The 19,399-nt window shown below is 53.3% G+C and carries 12 protein-coding genes; 5 read left to right on the top strand and 7 right to left on the bottom strand.

Annotated elements, in window-relative coordinates:
- The first annotated feature begins 111 nt into the window (after positions 1-111).
- Entirely contained in the window at positions 112-1,344 is a 1,233-nt protein-coding gene (locus MUG95_RS16065; protein WP_247010674.1) for an AAA family ATPase, read from the top strand.
- On the top strand, positions 1,337-3,136 hold the full coding sequence (locus MUG95_RS16060; protein WP_247010673.1) for a hypothetical protein: 1,800 nt from the start codon (positions 1,337-1,339) through the stop codon (positions 3,134-3,136). Before MUG95_RS16065 ends, MUG95_RS16060 begins: the two co-directional genes overlap by 8 nt.
- A 14-nt stretch (positions 3,137-3,150) precedes the next feature.
- On the opposite strand, the gene MUG95_RS16055 is transcribed toward MUG95_RS16060, so the two are convergent.
- From MUG95_RS16055 to MUG95_RS16035, 5 genes are all read right to left on the bottom strand, one after another.
- A complete protein-coding gene (locus MUG95_RS16055; RefSeq protein ID WP_247010672.1) occupies positions 3,151-3,546 on the bottom strand; it encodes a DUF8076 family protein in 396 nt (131 codons plus the stop codon).
- Positions 3,547-3,581: 35 nt separating this feature from the next.
- Positions 3,582-6,215: a DUF1156 domain-containing protein gene (locus MUG95_RS16050; protein ID WP_247010671.1), complete on the bottom strand. Its 2,634-nt coding sequence runs from the start codon at positions 6,213-6,215 to the stop codon at positions 3,582-3,584.
- Positions 6,216-6,254: 39 nt separating this feature from the next.
- Positions 6,255-9,491: a DUF499 family protein gene (locus tag MUG95_RS16045; protein ID WP_247010670.1), complete on the bottom strand. Its 3,237-nt coding sequence runs from the start codon at positions 9,489-9,491 to the stop codon at positions 6,255-6,257.
- A 219-nt stretch (positions 9,492-9,710) separates the two neighbouring features.
- Positions 9,711-10,655, bottom strand: a complete 945-nt coding sequence (locus MUG95_RS16040; protein ID WP_247010669.1) for a hypothetical protein — start codon at positions 10,653-10,655, stop codon at positions 9,711-9,713.
- The gene (locus MUG95_RS16035) at positions 10,655-13,315 is read right to left on the bottom strand and encodes a DUF1156 domain-containing protein (RefSeq protein ID WP_247010668.1); all 2,661 of its coding nucleotides are present in this window, start codon (positions 13,313-13,315) and stop codon (positions 10,655-10,657) included. Before MUG95_RS16035 ends, MUG95_RS16040 begins: the two co-directional genes overlap by 1 nt.
- Before the next feature lie 196 nt (positions 13,316-13,511).
- On the opposite strand from MUG95_RS16035, the gene MUG95_RS16030 reads away from it, so the two are divergent.
- On the top strand, positions 13,512-14,045 hold the full coding sequence (locus MUG95_RS16030; protein ID WP_247010667.1) for a TATA-box-binding protein: 534 nt from the start codon (positions 13,512-13,514) through the stop codon (positions 14,043-14,045).
- Positions 14,046-14,060: 15 nt separating this feature from the next.
- Entirely contained in the window at positions 14,061-14,978 is a 918-nt protein-coding gene (locus MUG95_RS16025; RefSeq protein WP_247010666.1) for a hypothetical protein, read from the top strand.
- Positions 14,979-15,138: 160 nt separating this feature from the next.
- On the opposite strand, the gene MUG95_RS16020 is transcribed toward MUG95_RS16025, so the two are convergent.
- Positions 15,139-16,341 carry an McrC family protein gene (locus MUG95_RS16020; protein WP_247010665.1) on the bottom strand — a complete coding sequence of 401 codons (1,203 nt, stop codon included), beginning with the start codon at positions 16,339-16,341 and terminating at the stop codon, positions 15,139-15,141.
- Positions 16,338-18,677 carry an McrB family protein gene (locus MUG95_RS16015; RefSeq protein ID WP_247010713.1) on the bottom strand — a complete coding sequence of 780 codons (2,340 nt, stop codon included), beginning with the start codon at positions 18,675-18,677 and terminating at the stop codon, positions 16,338-16,340. The genes MUG95_RS16020 and MUG95_RS16015 overlap by 4 nt, the downstream gene beginning before the upstream one ends.
- 259 nt (positions 18,678-18,936) lie before the next feature.
- On the opposite strand from MUG95_RS16015, the gene MUG95_RS16010 reads away from it, so the two are divergent.
- The gene (locus MUG95_RS16010; protein WP_247010712.1) at positions 18,937-19,377 is read left to right on the top strand and encodes a hypothetical protein; all 441 of its coding nucleotides are present in this window, start codon (positions 18,937-18,939) and stop codon (positions 19,375-19,377) included.
- Positions 19,378-19,399: the final 22 nt, after the last annotated feature.

Genomic DNA, 19,399 nt, shown 5'->3' with positions numbered 1-19,399 from the left:
GTCTCAATTCCACAATTAATCTACATAGGTATGTTTCTTTGTATCCCCCTAGCTCACGTTCTTCCATCTATACACGTTGTTTTATGGTAGCCCCCCGATATTTCCCAATTAATGAGTAGCGGGACGCCGAAATTCGAGGACTACGACCGCGAGGAGGCAGAGGAATTCAGAGGGTTCATCGTAAATTCGAGCGCGTCTGCGACTGACTTTATAAACCGCACCTCTAGCCCAGACGCATTACGATATCTCGTCGAAGACGCGGAAATCGACAGACGCGTCTCTGGAAACCGCGATGAAGTCCGACAGGCGCTTCTGACCTCAAATGTCACCCCGTTCGAGGTCAAACAGACCGTCGCCCAACGGAATTACAATCTGGGCGAGACACTCGTCCCGGACACAGTCAAGAAAAACGCCCTCACCGCTATCGAAGTCGGGAAGCCAATCGTTCTCTACGGTCCGACCGGCACCGGAAAGACCTATTTCGCAAAGCAGCTCGCACTGGAGGCGTGCATCGACTACTCGATCCACACCGCGACACCGACATGGACACCTGCGGACATCACCGGTAGTATTCAGCCGGAGACGAAAGACGGCGAGATTGAGTATCATCGCCGAGCAGGCTGCGTCTCACAGGGCATCCAGAAAGCAAACGAGTATCAGGACAATTGGGGCGTCATTATCGACGAAATCACCCGGGCAGACATCTCCCAGGTATTCGGGCCACTGTACACCGCTATCGAGGACGAAGATCAGGTTATCTTCCGCAATGACGACGGGGATCCGCTCACGCTCAACGACAACGTCAAGATCATCTGTACGATGAATATGTCGGACCGGACAGTGAACGAACTCGACAATGCGATCACTCGTCGCTTCGCGATGATAGAACTCAGTCGCTACGGTGACGAGGAGCGGGCCTCGCTGTTCGACCGCTGGATCGGAGAACTCGGCTCCGATGTGGATATCGACCGCGACAAGCTTCAGGAACTCTTCGAGAGCCACCACCAGGGGATCAACGAGGGCACAACTACCAGCGGTGAGGACGGAATTATGGAGTTCGGGCCGATGCACTACGAGGACGTCACCCAGTTCCTCAAGCACGCCTGTGGAGACGGCGGTCAGTACAGAGGTGAGGAAGATGTCGCAGTCGGGCAGGCCTTCGCCACGTACATTGCGCCTCGCATCCTGAACACGGCGGCACTGCCCCAGATCAATCGCCTCGCGAGTCACTACGAGACGCTCGACAATCAGTTCGAAGCGTTCGACCTTAGCCCCGCTATGGACCTCGCGAACCAGCAGGCGGAGGCTGAGGAACGCGAAATGGGCGTCAGCGCCTATGAGTAACGCTGTCCGCTACGACTACGGTACATCCCTCTGCTCCGTCCAGGAGAATCGAAAGCTCATCATCGAGGACTGCGATCCGGATACGATCAATAACGAACTTCGGGCGGCGAACTTCGTTCGCGAGGGGAGCAAATTTGTCAAGAAGCGCCCCCGACTACGAACTCGATCCGGGCGAAATTCCGAGTCGGATGCGTTACAAGTCCTTTCAGTACGCCTCGTGGATGACACACTCCACGTTGAGCCCTCAGACGTCGTCGGCATTGTGAGGCTCGTCCCGGGGATGAGCGTCCAGGTCGAACCCAAGGTCGACTGGGAGCACGTCATTCAGATGCTCCTTACGGTCTACGACATCGACAGGACGCAGTCTCATTACGGAGTACCGCTCGACGAGCTGGTGTCAAGCGGCGTTGAATCCGCTCGCATTATCGCCATCCTGGCGATCAACTACGTTCATGGTGTCCGAACGATCCGCCGCAAGGGATTCATTCGGGATCTCAATATTCGTCGCCGGGACGGGTTCGAAGGACTAGGTTCAATCGACGTCGAGCAGACGCTGATGAATCACGCAACGGGGAACCTGGCTCCGACCTGGATTGAAACACAGGTCGAGTACGCTAACCCTGTGAATTCGGCAATCCATATGGCTGGAAAGCTGCTCCTCAGGCTGCTCCAGCAGGATCAGAACGGCCATCAGCACCCCCGTCAGGATGTGCTCCTCTCCATGGTTCATCAGGAGGTTGAACGAATGGAGGAGCTGGGCATCCAGAGTAGCCAGAAGGAAATCGGGGGATATCGTCGCCTCTCCCTCCAGGATCTCCCCCGACAACGTCATTACTACCGTCGAGCGTTCCACACTAGTCAATCGATTCTTTCGTCGACGCTGCTCGGACAGGCTGGGGGTGGCCCGGAGGAACTCCTCGTCGACTATGCGCTGAGCATGAATAAACTGTTCCAGGATTACTCCAATCGGGTCCTTAACCGGAAAGTGGACTCCCTACGCCAGATTGACTACCTGGATCAGCTATCGGAGGTCAAATGCAAGCCTGAGCCGCCGATTTATCCCTTCGCTGGGAACTCTGAAGCTCGCCACCAACCCGACCATCTCCTCACAGACGGAGACCAAACGCTCGCGGTGCTTGACTCCAAGTACTATCAAGCGGGCAAGAATCCAGCTAACGAGTCTGCATCCCGGTCGAGGATGTTCGCGTACGCCTATCTCACGGAGACTGACCGGATGGCTTTCCTCTGCCCGCAGTATCGCAATGTTCGACTTCCCGTACAACACACTGGGGCAGAAATAGAGGTCGTCTCACCGGACGGCGACTTCACTTGCGAGGACTACGAGGAGGTCATCCGAAAGTACATCCTGGAAACGCTCGCGATTACGTATCCTGAACTCCATGTTTTCGAGGCGACTTCCGATGCACACCTCAGCCTCAGTGGCGTCTCAGAGGAGGCCCTCTCGGAGGTTCACGATACGAACGGTCCATTCAGCATCAGCAATCCCGCTACGTTCGCTGACCGGGTCATCGCGGCGATTGCATTCGCGTCCTACGGACCAAACAAACCGGAACTAGAAAATCAGGGCCAGTGGACGAAGTCCCGAATCAAAGAGGCGTGCACAAAGAGCGATGAGGAAGACCATCCAAAATACCCGCAACACGAGACGACGTGTATCCCGATATACGATCCTGACGGGAACGAAGACCACGGGACTGTGACCCTGCACTTCCTCAGATCGGACCAGGAGGGTACCTCAGTAAGCACGGAAGGGCCATTCCCCCTGATGTGAACCGGTGACGGGTGCTACACGCGAAACGGCGCAACGAGCCATCCGGAATCCCGTTTCTTGATTTGCCGACCAAAAATTGGCTCCAAGGAGTGGAATTCATCATCGATTTCGACGTCGAACGAGTCACCAGCACCTTGGATATCACCGTCGACGACGAACTGAATCGCTGGTAACGGGCGCTGGCTGTTGAGATAATCCATCTCTTGCCGCATCGCAGAAACCAGCTGATCGCGGAGGTCCTCATCTTCGGTAAGGACTTCTTCAAGACCTGCTACGCAGATTTCGTCGGGGAGATCTCGATTCTCGAGCTTCGTCACGAACTCTTCGATGGGAACTCGATACTCGGCGGACTCTCGTTCACTGCTCACGATGATGTTGTACATGCCCGCCACTGCGTCGATATCACTCATGTCATCACGAACGTCTCACAGGAGTGTGAAATACGTTAGTCTCTGAGGATCTGACGGAACGTCTCGTCCCCAGTGATGTCCGCAAGTTCGGATGCTACGTCCATCATTTCTCCTGTGACCTCCAATTCGCGGCTCTCTTCCCTAGGTTTGGTCTCCTCATCAGCAGCGTATCGGAGGAGCTGTACCCGCTCGAGAGCAGAGAGTTCGTCAGGGGCTTTCGCTTGGAGGTAAGCCATCCGCTGCTCATCGTGCCACCGCAATAACGTGAAGCCATCTGTGGTGTCGAAAAACGCCCGTTCCTGGAGGTCCTTTGGGCTGACTCCAGTTCCCCGACACAAACGGTTCACATCATTAAACGTGGGCTCTCCCATCGACAGGAGGCTCAGGTAGATTTCGTCGGGGGAGACACCATCATCACCAGCGATGATGTCGTACATCCCGGCGACAACGTCAGTCGCGGACATAACGGACCCCTCACGATGGACCTTGCCGTGGTGTTTGGAATATTCTCGGAAACACCGTCCGAGTTTGACGACGCTGATATCGCCTTCGGAGATGGTTTGTCCCTCCTGAATCTCCTCCTCCGTTCGCTGGGCGGTCCTGTACATCTGTCGTCGAAGCGCAGCCCAGCTGATCGGGTCGCGATCCGTCATCGGTCGTGCGACCACGATCACGCTGAAGGAGAGTTCGTCGCCCATTACGAACTCGCTGAGATTGGCCGAGATCGGATACGTCGCAGTCACGTCAAATCCTTCGTCGCACAGAGACTCGAGGAGCGCCCCCCAGGACTCGATTCCACTGTGCCGATACGTGAACGTGAGTACGCCGTCGTCCTTCAGTACGTCCCGCATCCGAGAGAACGATTGCTTGAGCTCCCTCTCGAAGGTAGCTCCGTCCTTGTCGATAGCCGGGTTCGAGACGATGCTCTCTTCGCGAGGCGTCGTTTCGGGGGTAAAGCAGGCGTATTCATCCGAGAGAAGCAGCCGTTGCCAGACGTAGAAGAAGTCTGAGACCTCCGAATAGACGACGTTGTCGTAGTACGGGGGATCAGTGATGATGGCGTCATACTCCGATTCAAGCTCAACGTCCCGGACATCGCCTTGGTGGAGTGTATATTCGCCCCCAACCGGGTTCTCAAACGAATCCGTCTGTTTGAGTTCTCCATCTTCGAGGTACCGCTCCGTGGGCTGATGGGCGAACTCAACGGCGTTGACGATTTTCTCCCACGTATTCTTGAACGTGCCTCGCCCAGCTCTCGTTCCCCAGACGTTGTTTTCCGCATATTCGACTTGAGGTTGGTAGGAGTTCTGTCTGAAGATTCCCTCTATTTTGGTCCCGGAGATATTGTAGAGGGCGAAGTTATTCTGGAACATCAGAGAGTCGCTGAAAGCGAGGAGGAGATACTCCTTGACGGTCTGGTCTTCGACGTCATCGATGGCCGAGAGCAGCGTCGAAAGACAGTAGAGCTGGCGATCGTTGAACATGTCCGACCACGTCTCGTAGCCGTGGCGGAAGACATCGTTTCCATTGATGCCGGACGCTGCCGTGATCGCACCTTCAGGAATTTCACTCTGAGGGATATACGCATCTAACTCCTCTGCAGAGTGCCACGCCTCGCTAGCGCGGTCGAACTGAGTACGATCTTTCTCAGTTGCCGCGGTGAAGCCCTTGAACGTCGCTCGATCCTTGCCTTCGTCCTCACACTCCGTACAGTAGTATTCGATCGCGTAGAGGTCCTCTGCGTATGACTGTCCGTCGGCGATCGCATCGACGATTGGATACTGCAGACCGCACGACGGGCATCCATAGTTACCGCCTCGAGAGACTGGACCGTTCGCCGGGATGTACTCGTAGCCACATTCCGTACAAACGGACTCTGTTTGGTAGTCGTCAGTTAGAAAGACGGACTCACAGTTCGGGCAGTAGACGTTGTATTTGTCGTCGTCCTCGTAGCGACCGTTCGCGACGCGGTAATCTTTGAACAGTGGAATCGTCTCGCCACAGGAAGTGCAGTCTAGCTTCCGTACCCAGAGCGCATACACGACGTCAGCAACGTGGTCCTCGTCGTGAGGACAGGTAGTCTCATAGTGAGACTGGAGTTCGTCTGCGACGGTCGCTCGGACATCGTCGAAGGCCTGTTGCAGCTCGTCGGCATCGACCTCGTGAGCCTCCAGACTCTTTTTTGAAATAAACCACGCGACAGGATTCAGATCGACACCGGTTACGGCTGCCCCGAATCGGATGGCCTCCATGAGGCTCGTTCCACCACCCATGAACGGGTCAAGGACGGTCTTCCCGTCGACGCGAACGTCTTTCGGGTACAGCTCCCAGAGCGCGTCTGGTTCAGTGAGACTGACCGACTCGATGAGTTGAGCGAGATCCTCGGTGGTGGTGTCTTTTGTATCGCCGTCGCCGAAATCGGAAAGGTTCAGATTTTCCTGGTCTGCACTATGGATTTCGACAGCGCTAGGATCGTCGACTAACGAGTACAACGAGATCGCCCTGAACACGCTCCCGAGCCGTCTAGCCCACCACTTGTGCATCGTGGACAGCGGTCGGTAGTACATCTTAGCGCGGCCCTCGCGGTCAGCGAGGTCGTTCACCTGCTCGATGGGGAACCCCCGCTCGATAGGGAGCGTATCCCGCGAGTTTGCGTCCGGGTCAGACATGATAGCTGGTGGTTCCGTCTTCGTATTTGAAGCTGCGCGTCATTCGAACTGGATGGTGATGTCAATGCTCGTGGCAGACTCAGGGATATTCTCCAGAATGTCGGCGACGATCTCGTGAGATTGCCCGAGTTCGAGTTGCAGATCCGTATGTGCCTGCTGGAACTCAGCAACCCCTTGGAGACCGCCCGGCACTGCGCCCTCGCCATCGGTGTTGAACGACAGCGATCCGTAGGAGACGGAGCCAGATTCGTGTGATTCGTTCCACTCCTGGCGCATCTCCGCCGGGCTGTCACCCTGGTATTCGAAGGTCCAGCCCTCTTCCGGCGGGATGCGGAACCCAGCGCCGGGGAACCAGTCTGCCGGATCCTCTGAGCCAGTCGCGCCGACAACGTAGTGCGGGTCCTCCTTTCCGAGGTTTGCGAGCAGGAAGTGCTTGACCGCCGCCTCGGGCTGTCCCGCAGCGCATTCACTCTGAATCGACTGCACCTGGAAGGTGGCTTCCTCATCGAGGTCGCCGATATAGTTCAGAATCCGTTCGCCGATGTCCTCGGGAACCATCGGCGCGAGGACGACGGACGTGGGGTCACGATCACCGAGGGTACTGACGTAGTCACCCCCGGTTTTGAGTTTGTATCCATCCGCCAGAAGCGCACTTACTGCGCTTCGGAATGCGGACTCGGTATCGTCTTGCGGGAGGTAGACCTCAGCGTCATTTCGGATGGTCGTAAGAACCTGACTGGTGTCGGCTTCGCCGGCGGCATCAACCGTCTCCTCGATACGGTCACGAATCTCGTTTGCACCGAGCGTCTCAGCATCCGAGACGTCTCGGAGCGTCGCGTCAGAGCGAACTTTGTCGAGGATTTCACTGCCGCTGACAAGGACGTAGTGGTCTTCGTTTGCCAGCCGCCCAGCAGCCATCTTGACGGCGTCTTCCGGGTCTTGGTCGTGAATCCACACGTCGGTTCGCTGGCGAAGATCGAGTTCGAACGATCCCAGGTCGACTTCCTTCGTTCCGGCGCCGAAGCGCCCCCGAAGTTCGGATTCGACCTCCTCAGTCGACCACTTCTCGACGTCGCTCTCCAGAACGAGCACCGTGTCCTGATTCAGCCCGCGGAGTTCGTCCTTGAACCCACTACCATCGTGGGCGAGGATCGGCTTGTCCCCGAGCCCGTCCTCGACGGCGTTGACGACCGCCTGCGCGCTCCCCGGAATGGGATACGTCGGGTCCATCAGGAACTGCTCGTAGATGTCGTCGATGGTCGTCTCGGAGCGGTTATCGAGGCGATCGCGGACGATGTCCCAGACGTGACGCTGGAGGTCGAAGGGATCCGCCTCCGCTGCTGCGGCGATGTTGCTGGCGTTCAGGACGGGTTCGGTGGCGACGAAGTTCTCCAGCGACATCTCGGCCGCGTAGTCGAACTCGTTGAGAAGGTCGTCGCCGTCGATGATCTCCCCGTAGGCGCTCTCCAAGCGTTCGAGGAGATCGTCTTCGTACTCATCGTGGAGCTTTGCGATCTCCTCGCGAATCTCCTCTGCAAGGTTCTCGTCCGCCTTGCGGATCTCTGCCCCGATGACTTCTTTTGCCTTTCCGAGGAACTTCTCCTGCTGCGAGGTGGGCGAGATGGTCTTGCCGTTCTTGGGCTGAACGAACACGAGCGTGTTCCGCCACTGCCGACCGGCAGGCTGATTCTTGATGATCTCACCAACGCTGTCAGCATCCCAGGGACCGTTTTTCACGACGGTTTTGATGTTCTGGCTATCGGGGACGTTCTCGAGTTCGCTGTCGACGTTGAAGCCGACCGCGTGTGCACCTGAACCGAATAGTGTTTCGACGGTGTCACCAACGAGCTCGATCGCGTCTTCATCGTCGACGTCTCGAGCGGCGTTCTTTACGAGCGAGCGCGGGTTCTCATCCTCACGGATGACGTAGCGGTCGTCGGAGCGCCAGAGGTGGTAGACTTCGCCTTGGAGACGTTCGAGGTCGACGATGATGTCGTTGATGCGGTCGCCGGCGTGGTAGGTTCCGATAACGATGTCGGAAGTGGTCGCGCCCTCAGCGAGCCCCGGCGTGAGCGAGTAGATGAGAACAGTGCTGAGGATGGGTCGGCCGTAGGTGATATCGGCGTCAGCGAGGCGTTCCCGGATGTCGTCGTAACACCGGTCGGGGCGGGAGTGTTCAACGTTGATGCGGGTGAGTTCGTCGTTGTACTCGACAGCGTCGACCTCGCCGTGCGTGAGAAGGTCAGTATCTTGGTGCTGATCAACGAGTACCTTCGCGAAGAGATACAGCATCCCCCGAGTCGCCCCCGACTCAGTCTCCGCGAAGTAGCGGGTTTTCAGCGAATCGATGAGGATCGGGTGGAACGGGTAGGTGTCGTACATCTCCTCGCGGAGGCCATCCGGAAGGTTGACGTAATCAGTGTCCGCGTAGGCTTCGATGTACTGGTCGACGAGCGTGCGCATCGCCGAGCGGTCGTGGATAGAGTCGACGAGACGGTGACGGAGAACGTCCCGAATGTCGACCTGGTTGGACATGTTAACCTGCACACGCTCGGGCTCGCGAGACAGGATATCGTGGACGTCAGACCCCTCACGAAGCACGGAGACGAATGCGAACAGTTCCGTGTTGGGACGGGACGTCGTCTCGAAGAGCGCTTGCAGGAACCCGCGGTTCGCGTCTTTCCGGCGACCGCTGAGCGAGCCGAACCAGTCCTCGAGTTCGTCCATGAAGAATGCGACGGTACGATCGCCGACCGCGTCCTGGATGACGTCGATGCTCGGGTAGCCACCCTCCTCGTCGTACTCTTCCTCATCCGGTTCGTAATCCAGCTGTTCGAACAGTGGCTCCCAGAGGTACTCGTACTGCTCCTTCTGGAGAGAGACTACGACCGGGAGCGCGTCGTCAGGGAGCGCTTCTCCAAGCCCTTCGATACGGCCATCAGCCCAGTCGCCCACCACGTCGGGCGAGTTGAAGCAGTGGTACAGCGCGACCATCTGGTGGGACTTCCCGGTCCCGTACGGACCGTACATCTCGTGGAGGCGGTTGTTGTCCTCGCCCCGACGAGTGTCTCGGAGTCGCTTCAGGGAGTCCTCTAGCCCACCGGTCAGCAGCGTCCGGTTGAAGAATCGCTCTGCGTCGGATTCCAGCGTATCGGCCTCGCTGTCGACATCGTAGAGGCGGATCTGGCCCTTGATGAGGCTATCCCCCTCGGTGAGCTCTGGACTGAGCGTCAGCACGTCGTCGATTGTGGTATCGAGAGTTCCTTCCGCGCTCATGTATACCCGACACGATGGCCGATCATCTTATTAAAGTATGTATTCGATTAGAGTAGAATCTACTATTAAACCGTATTAGTCGATATAGAATCCTCAAAGAGCAAGATAAGTAACATAGTTATGTTTTTCTTTGGTATATCGTACCGAAAGCCATCTCGAGAGGTCGGTTAGTCGCCCACGAAAGGAACTCTTGTCTTCAGAGATTCTAATGGTACGAGATTACAAGAGGGATTGGTCGACGCTTCCGGGGAGGACATTCCAGAGAATAGAGATATACTCGTCTGAATCTGTTTCAAGAGAAGCATGGAACAGAGCTAGTGTAATCCCTGTACTAATTGCGTAGCTCAGCATAAGCTGTTTTCCTAGATACAACAACACTCCATCAGCGTTCAGGGAAAATTCCTGATCACCCAATTCAAAGACTACATTTCTCTCATCTGACTCAAATGCTTCTTCGAAGTCAAGGTAGTAATTAGCATGTGCGATAGCATTTCGAACATCACCAGTATTTGGATGATCGTCGGTCTCGTGTTCCTGCAGGACGCTACTGAAATCGATATCCTGCTCGTGTTGCTCAGCGAATGATTCGTGCTGGGCAAGTAAAATTAGGGACGAAGTCAGATTCTCGAACCCTTGGTTCAGTTCATCGTTATCAGAAGAGCCGTGCAATTGTCGAGAGATCTGGATACAATCGCTTAGAGCACTAGGAACATACCGACGTTCATCGCCGTCGTACATTCTCTCCGACCAATCACCGTAATTTCCTCGGTAGGTGTTTAGGAGATCAGTCAGAGCAGAGATCTGATAACGCAGGGGCCCTTCCAACTCTTGCGCATATATCGGTGCAAAGAGATGGATACCCGAACGAGCTGTAGTATACGGTTTCTGAACGTCGTCCCTATACCAAGAAATCCAGTCCGACCAAAACGAATGATAGATTCGAGATCGTTCATAGAACGAAGCAGCATAGTTCACCAGTTCGTCCGACATCAGAGAGTTATATTCTGATTCTGAGAGGTTTTTCGCGAGATAGACAGGTACAAGAACTGTATCGACGAAAAGCTGTTCTTCCCACTCATTATCGTACTCTGCCCTCAGAAACGGCTCGACAGCAGGCTTGTCGATGATCTCGTTGACGAAGTCGATTTGATCCGGATCTATCATTATTCGTCGCCGAACGCATCAAGCGACATATCCACGCCAATCATCGTTAGGTAGGTCTCGTCACCAGTCGCTTCTGCGAGGCCCTCGCAAAGCTCACGGAGTTCGTCATCGTTCCAGCGTTCGAGGTATTCCTTCGGGTCTTTTCCCTGCTCGAAGTGGTAACGGAGGAAGTGTGCTTTGTCGAGGTCGGTAAGATCGCCATTGCCCTCCTCTACCTTACTTTGGACGTATGCCTGTCGCTTTTCATCGTCCCATTGGCAGAGTATGAAATCACCACCCTCTATACGGAACAACTCCATCTCTTTCATCTGCTCTTCCGAAGCGTCTGAGCGCTTGAGATGCTTGTTTAAATCATTATATGTTGGATTGTGTTCTTCGAGGAGATCTCGATAGATATCTTGTTCACCTCGATCGTTATCCTGAATAATACCATAGATTTCGTCAACAACTTCTTTTGCCGACATTACTTCGCCGGCGCGGTGAACCTCGCCATGATGTTTTGAATACACTTGGAAACATTCACCCATCTCAATGACACCAATATCTCCTCCCGCAAGTTCACGGTGTTCCTCAAGAGTTTCACGAGTTTCTCTGGCAGTCCGGACAATATGGCGGCGGAGCGAGTCCCAGGAAGTCGGGCGTCTATCTTCAGTCGGACGTGCAACAATAACAATATCAAATGCGACTGATTCGCCACCAATGAATTTCCGCATATCCGAATTAATTGGATAAGTTGCGGTGACCTCAAAGTTATTATTACACAGAGATTCTAGGAGTTCACCCCAGGATTCCTGATCGCTGTGGTGATAGGTGAATGCGAGCGTTCCCTCTTGTTTTAAAGCACGGTTAATTACTGAGAGTGCTTCACCCATTTCGTGTTCAAAGTCTTCTGCCGTCTTGTCCAGATACGGATTAGTGACGATTGACTCCGCACGCGGGGTCTGTTCTTGGTCGAATCCTGGGTAATCGTCTTCAAGAATTATCTTTTGCCAGACATAGTAGTAGTCGGCAACTTCAGAATAGATTATATTGTCATAATATGGTGGGTCAGTAATTACTGCATCATACTCGTTCTCAGCGGTAATATTCCGCATATCGTCTTGATAGACTTTTGAATTTTCGCCTATTGGTTGCCCAAATCCTTTTGTTTCCACCGTCTCGCCATTCTCAACATACCTATCAGTCGGGGATTTTGCATATTCGATGGCGGTAGAAATCATATCAAATGTGCTTTGGAATCGACCGATGCCAAATTTCGTCCCCCAAAGATTCCCCTCAGAAGATTTCTGTGGTGGATCGAAAGAATTCGTCTTAAATAAGTGATTCGTATGGTTCCGTCCTGCCTGATAGGGAACCATCATTGTGTTAAAATTCAGTGCCTCAGAGAACGCAAGTAATAGATATTCTTTCGTATTTTGGTTTTCAACTTTCTCTATAGAGCGAAGAAGCGTAGAGAGACATAGGAGTTGCCTTTCATTGAACATGTCTGTCCACTTTGAGAACCCATGTTGGAAAACATCGTTCCCACTCACTGACGACGCTGCAGTAATCGCACCTTCTGGGATTTCTTCTTTTGGAACATACTCATGAAGATCTGTTCTAGTTTTCCAATCACGCTTTGCCTCCTCGAAGAGTTGCTTATCAGCGGGTTCTGCCTTCTTGTAGCCTTTGTAAGCACTTTTTTGTCGGCCCTGATCATCACAGTGCTCACAATAGTATTCAATTGCATAGAGTCGTTGATCCGCCTTTCCTTGATCAGCTATTGCGTCAGTGATTGACTCTTTTTGCCCACATTCGGGACAGTTGTAGTAACCTCCCCTCGAAACATTACCATTTTTCGGAGTGAATTGATGGTTGCAGCTGTTGCAGTTGCTTTCATCTTGCCAGTCATTTACGAGAGTTACATCATTGCAATTTGGACAAAGAACATTATATTTATCATCGTTTTCGTAGCGTCCAGCGGCCACCCGATAGTCCTTGAAAAGTGGAATAGTATGCCCACATGAAACGCAGTCTAATTCTTTTACCCATAAGTTATACATTACATCAGCATGGTGATCACCGTTCGGACAGGGGGTACGATAGTATTCTAGAATTTCAGCCGCAACGTCTGCCTTGACTTTTTCAAAGGCTGCCTCCAGTTCGTCGACATCAGTTCGGCCAGCGTCTAGCTCCTTTTTTGTAACGAACCAGGCGACAGGGTTAAGATCCATACCAACTGAATCAACTCCAAAACGGGAGGCTTCTACAAGTGAAGTTCCGCCCCCCATGAATGGGTCTAGAATTTTCTTATCTTTTATCCGAACATCCTTAGGATAAAACTCCCACAAAGACTCCGGATCATCCATATCGACATTGCCGAGAGCCTCAACTAGGTCAGTCTCGCTTAATCCATTACTCCCGAGCTGTTGATTTTCGCCAGGTTCGTAGACAGCGACATCATCAGGTGTCGTTTCCTCATCCAAAAGTGAATACATCGTGATTGCACGGAAGAGACACCCCGGACGGCGTGCCCACCATTTGTGCATCGTATAAATAGGCCGATAGTATTGTTTCGCCCGACTCTCTTTCTCTGCGATCTCGTTCACACGTTCGATCGGAAAACCACGTTCGATCGGAAGCTCAGGGCGGTTTTCTTGGCGAGGTTGCTGTCCGGACATCAGATGTCCTTCCATTTTCACGAGGGATATATAAAACTGGTACTACAGCGCATCGGTTACTGTGTGGCGCATATGTAGGATCCATTGACCAAATTCTAATCAGAGAGGATGCTCAGTGGCTCTATTCCAGAAATCCAGATTAGATAGGACAATCTCTATGTCTCTGCTGAAAATAGAGTAGCCAAGCATCTTGCACATGGGAAGCACCAATATTGTGAATGTGGTTGGATCCGGGGACCTACAAGTAGAGATTGATTTGGTTGAGGTAGCTAATGATATTCAACAAGCAAAATATGACGATGAACATCGACCAGCACCGCCGACGCTTCAATTAGAGTCTAATAATTCCTTGATTTTGGTTTACCGGACAGGCACTTATGCGATCCGTGGTGCTAGATCCATTGAGGAGATTGAAACTGCGAAAAATAAGTTATTAAATGAGTTTACCAACCTAGGTATTATTGAAGAACCCGTAGATCCGAATTTTGTAATTCGAAATGTCGTTTGTACCGATGATCTCAGCAAGAATATAGATCTTGGCAAACTTGCCATTAAACTTGGGCTAGAAAATACAGAATACGAACCTGAGCAGTTTCCAGGGCTGATTTACAGACCACCCAGTCATTCGTGCGTTCTACTGATATTCTCTAGTGGCAAGGTGATAGCCACGGGTAGCGAAACTGAGCAAATTGCAAAAGCTGCTATCGAGTCATTAAAATCAATAATGTGACTTGGAACACGATACATGAAAGACCCTATTGATCTTAGCGGAAACGAATCTACGCCACAAAAATTAATACAGAGTCTACCAACCCAAGCCGCTCGCCGGCGTGTCCTCCAAGCAGCTGAGATCTCCATCGACGTCGACGACAAGAATTTCGAGAGTTTCCTCGACGAGCTATCCGAGGTGGAACTCCGGCGAGCCGCTTCCGAACTCAGATTCGCCGGCGAACACACCGTCTATTACTATCGGGTCAACGGCTTGCACCGACTCTCCTCCGATGACGCCCTCGGACGAAACAATAACGAGAGTTCCTCTGGAGCATACGGCCCAGATGTCGAGACTGCAATCAGGGACCACGACCGTATCTACGTCATCTGCCAGGTGCCGGAAACGGGTTCACAAACACAACTCACACTCGCACCTGACGACCGGGAAACGACCGTCGCGACGTTCAAACCGAGGACCCAGCTCCTCGCTGTTCGGGCTTCCGACGACAGTACCGCAGATGCGACCTTGCAAGCTGTGCTAAGTTATCTTGGCCTGGATGATGCGACCCGAATTTCCTTTCTCGACTCCGGATTCCGCGGCCGGTTCGAAGATGCCTGTGTCGATGGATATTCGACACTTCGATTGAGAAATACGAACCCACGGGACAGCACGCGAGAGATCGAAGTTCGGTCAAAGGATCCAGAAGCTGGAAACGTAGCCGACGTTCGTACCGACGCGATCGTCGAGGACCTTCTCCAGCGAGGTGACACGGAACTCAACGCGGCATCGGGACTCGTCACCGTCCCGACTGACGTCCGCTCGATGGAACACGGCGAACCGCTACATCCGCGAGTAACAATTGGATTTCCGGACGGGTGGGTAGCCTTCGAACAGTTTGTTCCTGAGCAGATACTGATTGAGTTCGACGATTTAGTCCGAGATTCACTCTGAGATCGATCCAAGATCAGATCCCTGCTACACACGATAGGATTCCTAATTTGGTTTGACTCTCCTCAACGAAGCTCCAGTCAGAAGCTCATGAAGCCCGCGGCCACAACTCCGAGTAAAAGGGAATTCGGTTCGACAGTTCACGACTCCTCCCTCCGAGTTGTCAACCTACAGTCCGGGAGAGAAAATCGAAAAATCGCTCAACGTTTTCTCGACCAAATTCACCAACGTCTGCAGTATTCACCCCTGTCGGTAGCTCCAACATCGATAAACTATGCCCGTTCTTCACGGAGTAGTCATTCTCAACAGCACCATCGTTGTCTGGATAGACCAGCACACCTGGCGCATCATAGGCTGTCTGGTACGCTACGACCTGATAGACGTCGTTATTCTTGACGCCGGTCTTCCACTTGGCGTCCCCGACCAATACCGGCTCACCGTGGCGTTTGACTACGAAATCAGGTCGCATACGAATCGACGGATTTCCCCTGAGTAGATTGTCGGTTCGAGCCTGCCCTTCTACGCTCCAGCCATCTCGTTCGTCCACGGTTTCGCGTGCCGTTCTCTCCACTACCTTTTCGAACACCTCATTCATTCCGATCAACAGGGAGTACGATGCACCCTCACCGGCGACGATGTCTTCGATGTAGATGTGTTTCAGCACGAGCCGAGACAAGGCCAGAACCTTCCCATAGTAATCAGTAAGGCGAGTCAGTTCGATCCGTTCGGCTTCCTCGATCGAAACTTCGCGGAGCGTCACTCGTCGTCTAAGCCGCGATTCGTATTCGCGTAGTTCGCCAGCGATCTCGGTGCTATCCACCAGCGACGACAGCGTGTTCGCAACGCAGAGAATCGTCTGGTTTAGCGTGGTATCGTAGGTGAATTCGTCGTAATCGCACTCGAAATCCGTCTTACCGGGACCTCCTGCGAGCTGTCTCTGGACGTTCAATCTGCCCCGGAGATACTCTTCTGTTCCTTCTACATCGACGTACTCTCTCCTAAGGCCCTGAGACAGAACTGTTTCCAGTTCTTCGAGAAACAGGGCTGCTATCGTGTCCACAAAATTCGTCCCGCTTTCGAGTTCCGTTTCGTGTGAGAGATGGGTTGGTTCTGTCCCGTTTGCATATCGTAGCAGCGTGACTAGGTTCGGCTCCCCGATTTTCGGTTGTATCTCAATAGTGGGTCCATCAGGGAGGGCAACGACTCCGACTCGATGATCCGTGTGCAGTACGACCTGTTTGCCTCGTCTGTACTCCACTCGTAATCCATCGACCTGTGATTCGACCATCTCGATATCGTCATCGGACAGGTCGATTGGGTCTGATTCGTCGTACTCGGACAGTTCTATCAGGTCAGCAGTTGTCACTCCACTTCACCATCCTCGCCAACGAGTTCGGAAAGCGCGGCACGGAGAGCGTCGGAATCGAAATCGGCGATCCGCTGTTCCTTCCAGTTGAAGAGGCTCTCACCCCCGCCATCGAATATGTGCTCTTTAAGCCGCTCCATGTCTCCAAAGTAGTACTCATCGAGCAGAGGGAGTATCTCGTTCTTCCAGGACTCTACGAGGCGCTCGTCCGTCGTCCCACCGATGAGGTAGGAGTGACCGACCTGTTTGCCTTTCCCGAGGTTCCCACTGTCCCGAATACGTTCGTTGATAGCACTGAGTGCGAGAATGGAAAGAGCACCGAGGTCCTCTCCCTCCTCGACTGACGCCTTGGTTTTGACGTCCTGTTCACCATCGAAGCCAAGTTCGTCGTAGAGAACTTCGTAGTTCGGCGGGAAGTGTCGAAATCGGAATCGCCGACGTATCGCGGCATCGACAAGGGCGATTGACCGATCGGCCGTGTTCATCGTCCCGATGATGTAGAGGTTCGGGGGCACTACGAGCCGGTCCTCTGAATGTGGCAGCTCGTCTCTCATCTCGTTCGGCTCACCGAGTCGCTTGTCGTTCTCGATGAGGGTGATCGTCTCACCGAAGATCTTCGGGATGTTTCCCCGGTTCACTTCGTCGATGATGAGGATGTATCTGGGGGCATCTGCTTTCGAGTCGGCGTCTTCGTAGGCCTCGACGGCGTCCTCAGCCATCTCTTTGAACACGCCAGCCTCGGGTTCGTACACGAGGTCGCCGTCACGGGTCTTCGCCGTTATCCCCTCAATGAAGTCTTCATACGAAAACGTCGGATGGAACGTTACCATCCGAAGGCGGTCCTCGACAGCGTCGTCGAAGTGGTCTTGCTCGTCCAGCCCCCTGTCTATCCACCACTTGGCGAAGTTGAGCGCTCCATAGGTCTTCCCGGTTCCTGGTGGGCCGTGGAAAACGATCTGTTTCTTGCGCTGGAGATGTTTTTCGACGGTCTCGAACCACGGTAACTCGTCGTACTCTGCGGAGTCCGGTTCTTCGATCAGTTCTTCGTTCCACCTCCAGAACGTGTCCAGCCGTTCTCTGTACGCTTCGACCACGCTCTGGATCGATATTTCGTCTTCAGACTCGAACGACTCGTCATCGTATTCCTTTCGAGGGACGTCGCTCCCGTTATCGATCCCGTATTCAATCTCGTTGGGATAGAAATAGATGTACAGTTGATATGCCGATTTGTGATCTCCGAGAACGCTCGGATACAGAACAGCCCACGAGCGAGTACTCGGGATGTTGGTTGCGCCTTGGTAGGTGACGTAGTGAGTAGACAGTTGGTCAGCGTCTATCTCGTTTCGTAGATAATCGAGCAAATCCTCGATATACGACTCTACACGGTCTTTGGCATAGTTGTAGTAAATCTGAGCGAGGATCTTGTAGTCGTCCCACGAGTTCATAATGTTCTTCTCGTGGTTTGCGTTCTCTCGTGCGGCGATTTCGTCGATATCTACGGATTCACCGTCAAGGATGGCATCGAGCACATCGTACCGGATTTTGGCTATTTTCTGGCGTCCTTCGTACGCCTCAAGCTGATCTCTGAGAAATGCCTGTGGTAGCGTGCGAATTTCGTCGAGGAACACAGAGGTTTCGTCCTCGAACTCCTCTAACCGGCTAGTGTGTCTGAAGAGGTATCTGAGAATGAAATTGTATCTACATTCCGCCGAGTGCGTTACAGTACCTACGAACTCTTGAGCGTCTTGGAGCGTGGCGTCAGCGAGTTTCTCGCTCAAAACGTCCGTCTGGATTGTTGCACAGTAGTCCCGATAGAGTTCGTATCTTTTCCCGACAGAGAGATCGCCGAGATCGGGACTGTGCAACCCAGTGAAGTAACGAATGAGCGTCTCAAAGCCTTTCTCGTCGTATAGTACATATTGGTCGGGGTCGGAAGTCGCCAAGAGAGCACTAATGACCGTGGGATCTATATCTTGATTCGTCCTGAATCGCTCGATGCGATCTTCGAGTGAACTCTCATCTTCGAATAGCGCTACCAGGTCCTCGACGAAATTTCCAGCGTCGTCAGCTACCTTCGCTTCCAGGTCGTCGAAGTCTTCCTCAGACAGAATTGGGTGATCATCTCCCGTTGCTTCTCTCAGTTCTGACGTATATTCCGATACCGTGTCCGTAGTCAGGTCCCGTTGATTGAGCCACGAATGGCCGCTATTCAGAACCTCTCGGGTCCAATTTCTCTGGTCCTCATCAGTCGATTTGAAATCGAGGTACGTATCGACAGCCGCGTGGAGGGCCCCTTCGTCGAGATTGAATTCCCCTACTGAAACCAGATTAACCATACCTCCGGTATTGACAGAACGGACAAAATAACCTTGTCCCGGTGCGTGAGATGATTCGAGGTACTCAAGTCAGAAGCTCACAAAGTCCACTCCGCTACAGCTCTAACTAAAAGGAAGCCCCCTCAGATTCGTACGGCGATCTCCCAAACCGGCAAAGCCTCAGTACGTCTGACTCGTAGCTCACAGTATGGCCTACTGCCCGAATTGTGGGAGCCAAGTCAAGGCGGTTCACCACTACTGCGGATCTTGTGGACAGGCATTGTCTGAGATCGCAGAATCGGAGAGCGATCCACCAATGGCAGTCGATAGAGATGGATTTCTGTCACTGCGTTCGCTCTCGTACGTCAATGAACTACTAGGCGGTGAACAGGAACTTGACCGAGATTCTGTCTCCTATACCCAACTCTCTCGAGAGGTGAGCGCCGCGTTTGCGGATTTCGCTCGTCTTGCGATGGTCAACGACCTCGATCTTCTTCAGCTCTGGGCGACGGGGTCAAACACGAATGCATTGAGTAAATCGGTTGATGATATGAATAATAACCAGTTCCAAGAATGGCTTGCTGCGATTGGGCTAGGGCGAACTCTTCGAATGTACGATGACGCACTACATACGGAGTTCGAGGACGAGTTCGACGACAGACTGCAGAAACTGATCGAGGTCGCAAATGAAGAACTCGACGACGGGGAGCTAACGGGGTAGTTCTACGCTGCACAAGCGATAT

This window comes from Halorientalis litorea, from assembly GCF_023028225.1.
Classification (GTDB): Archaea; Halobacteriota; Halobacteria; order Halobacteriales; family Haloarculaceae; genus Halorientalis; species Halorientalis litorea.
This window is presented reverse-complemented; position numbering and strand designations above follow the sequence as displayed.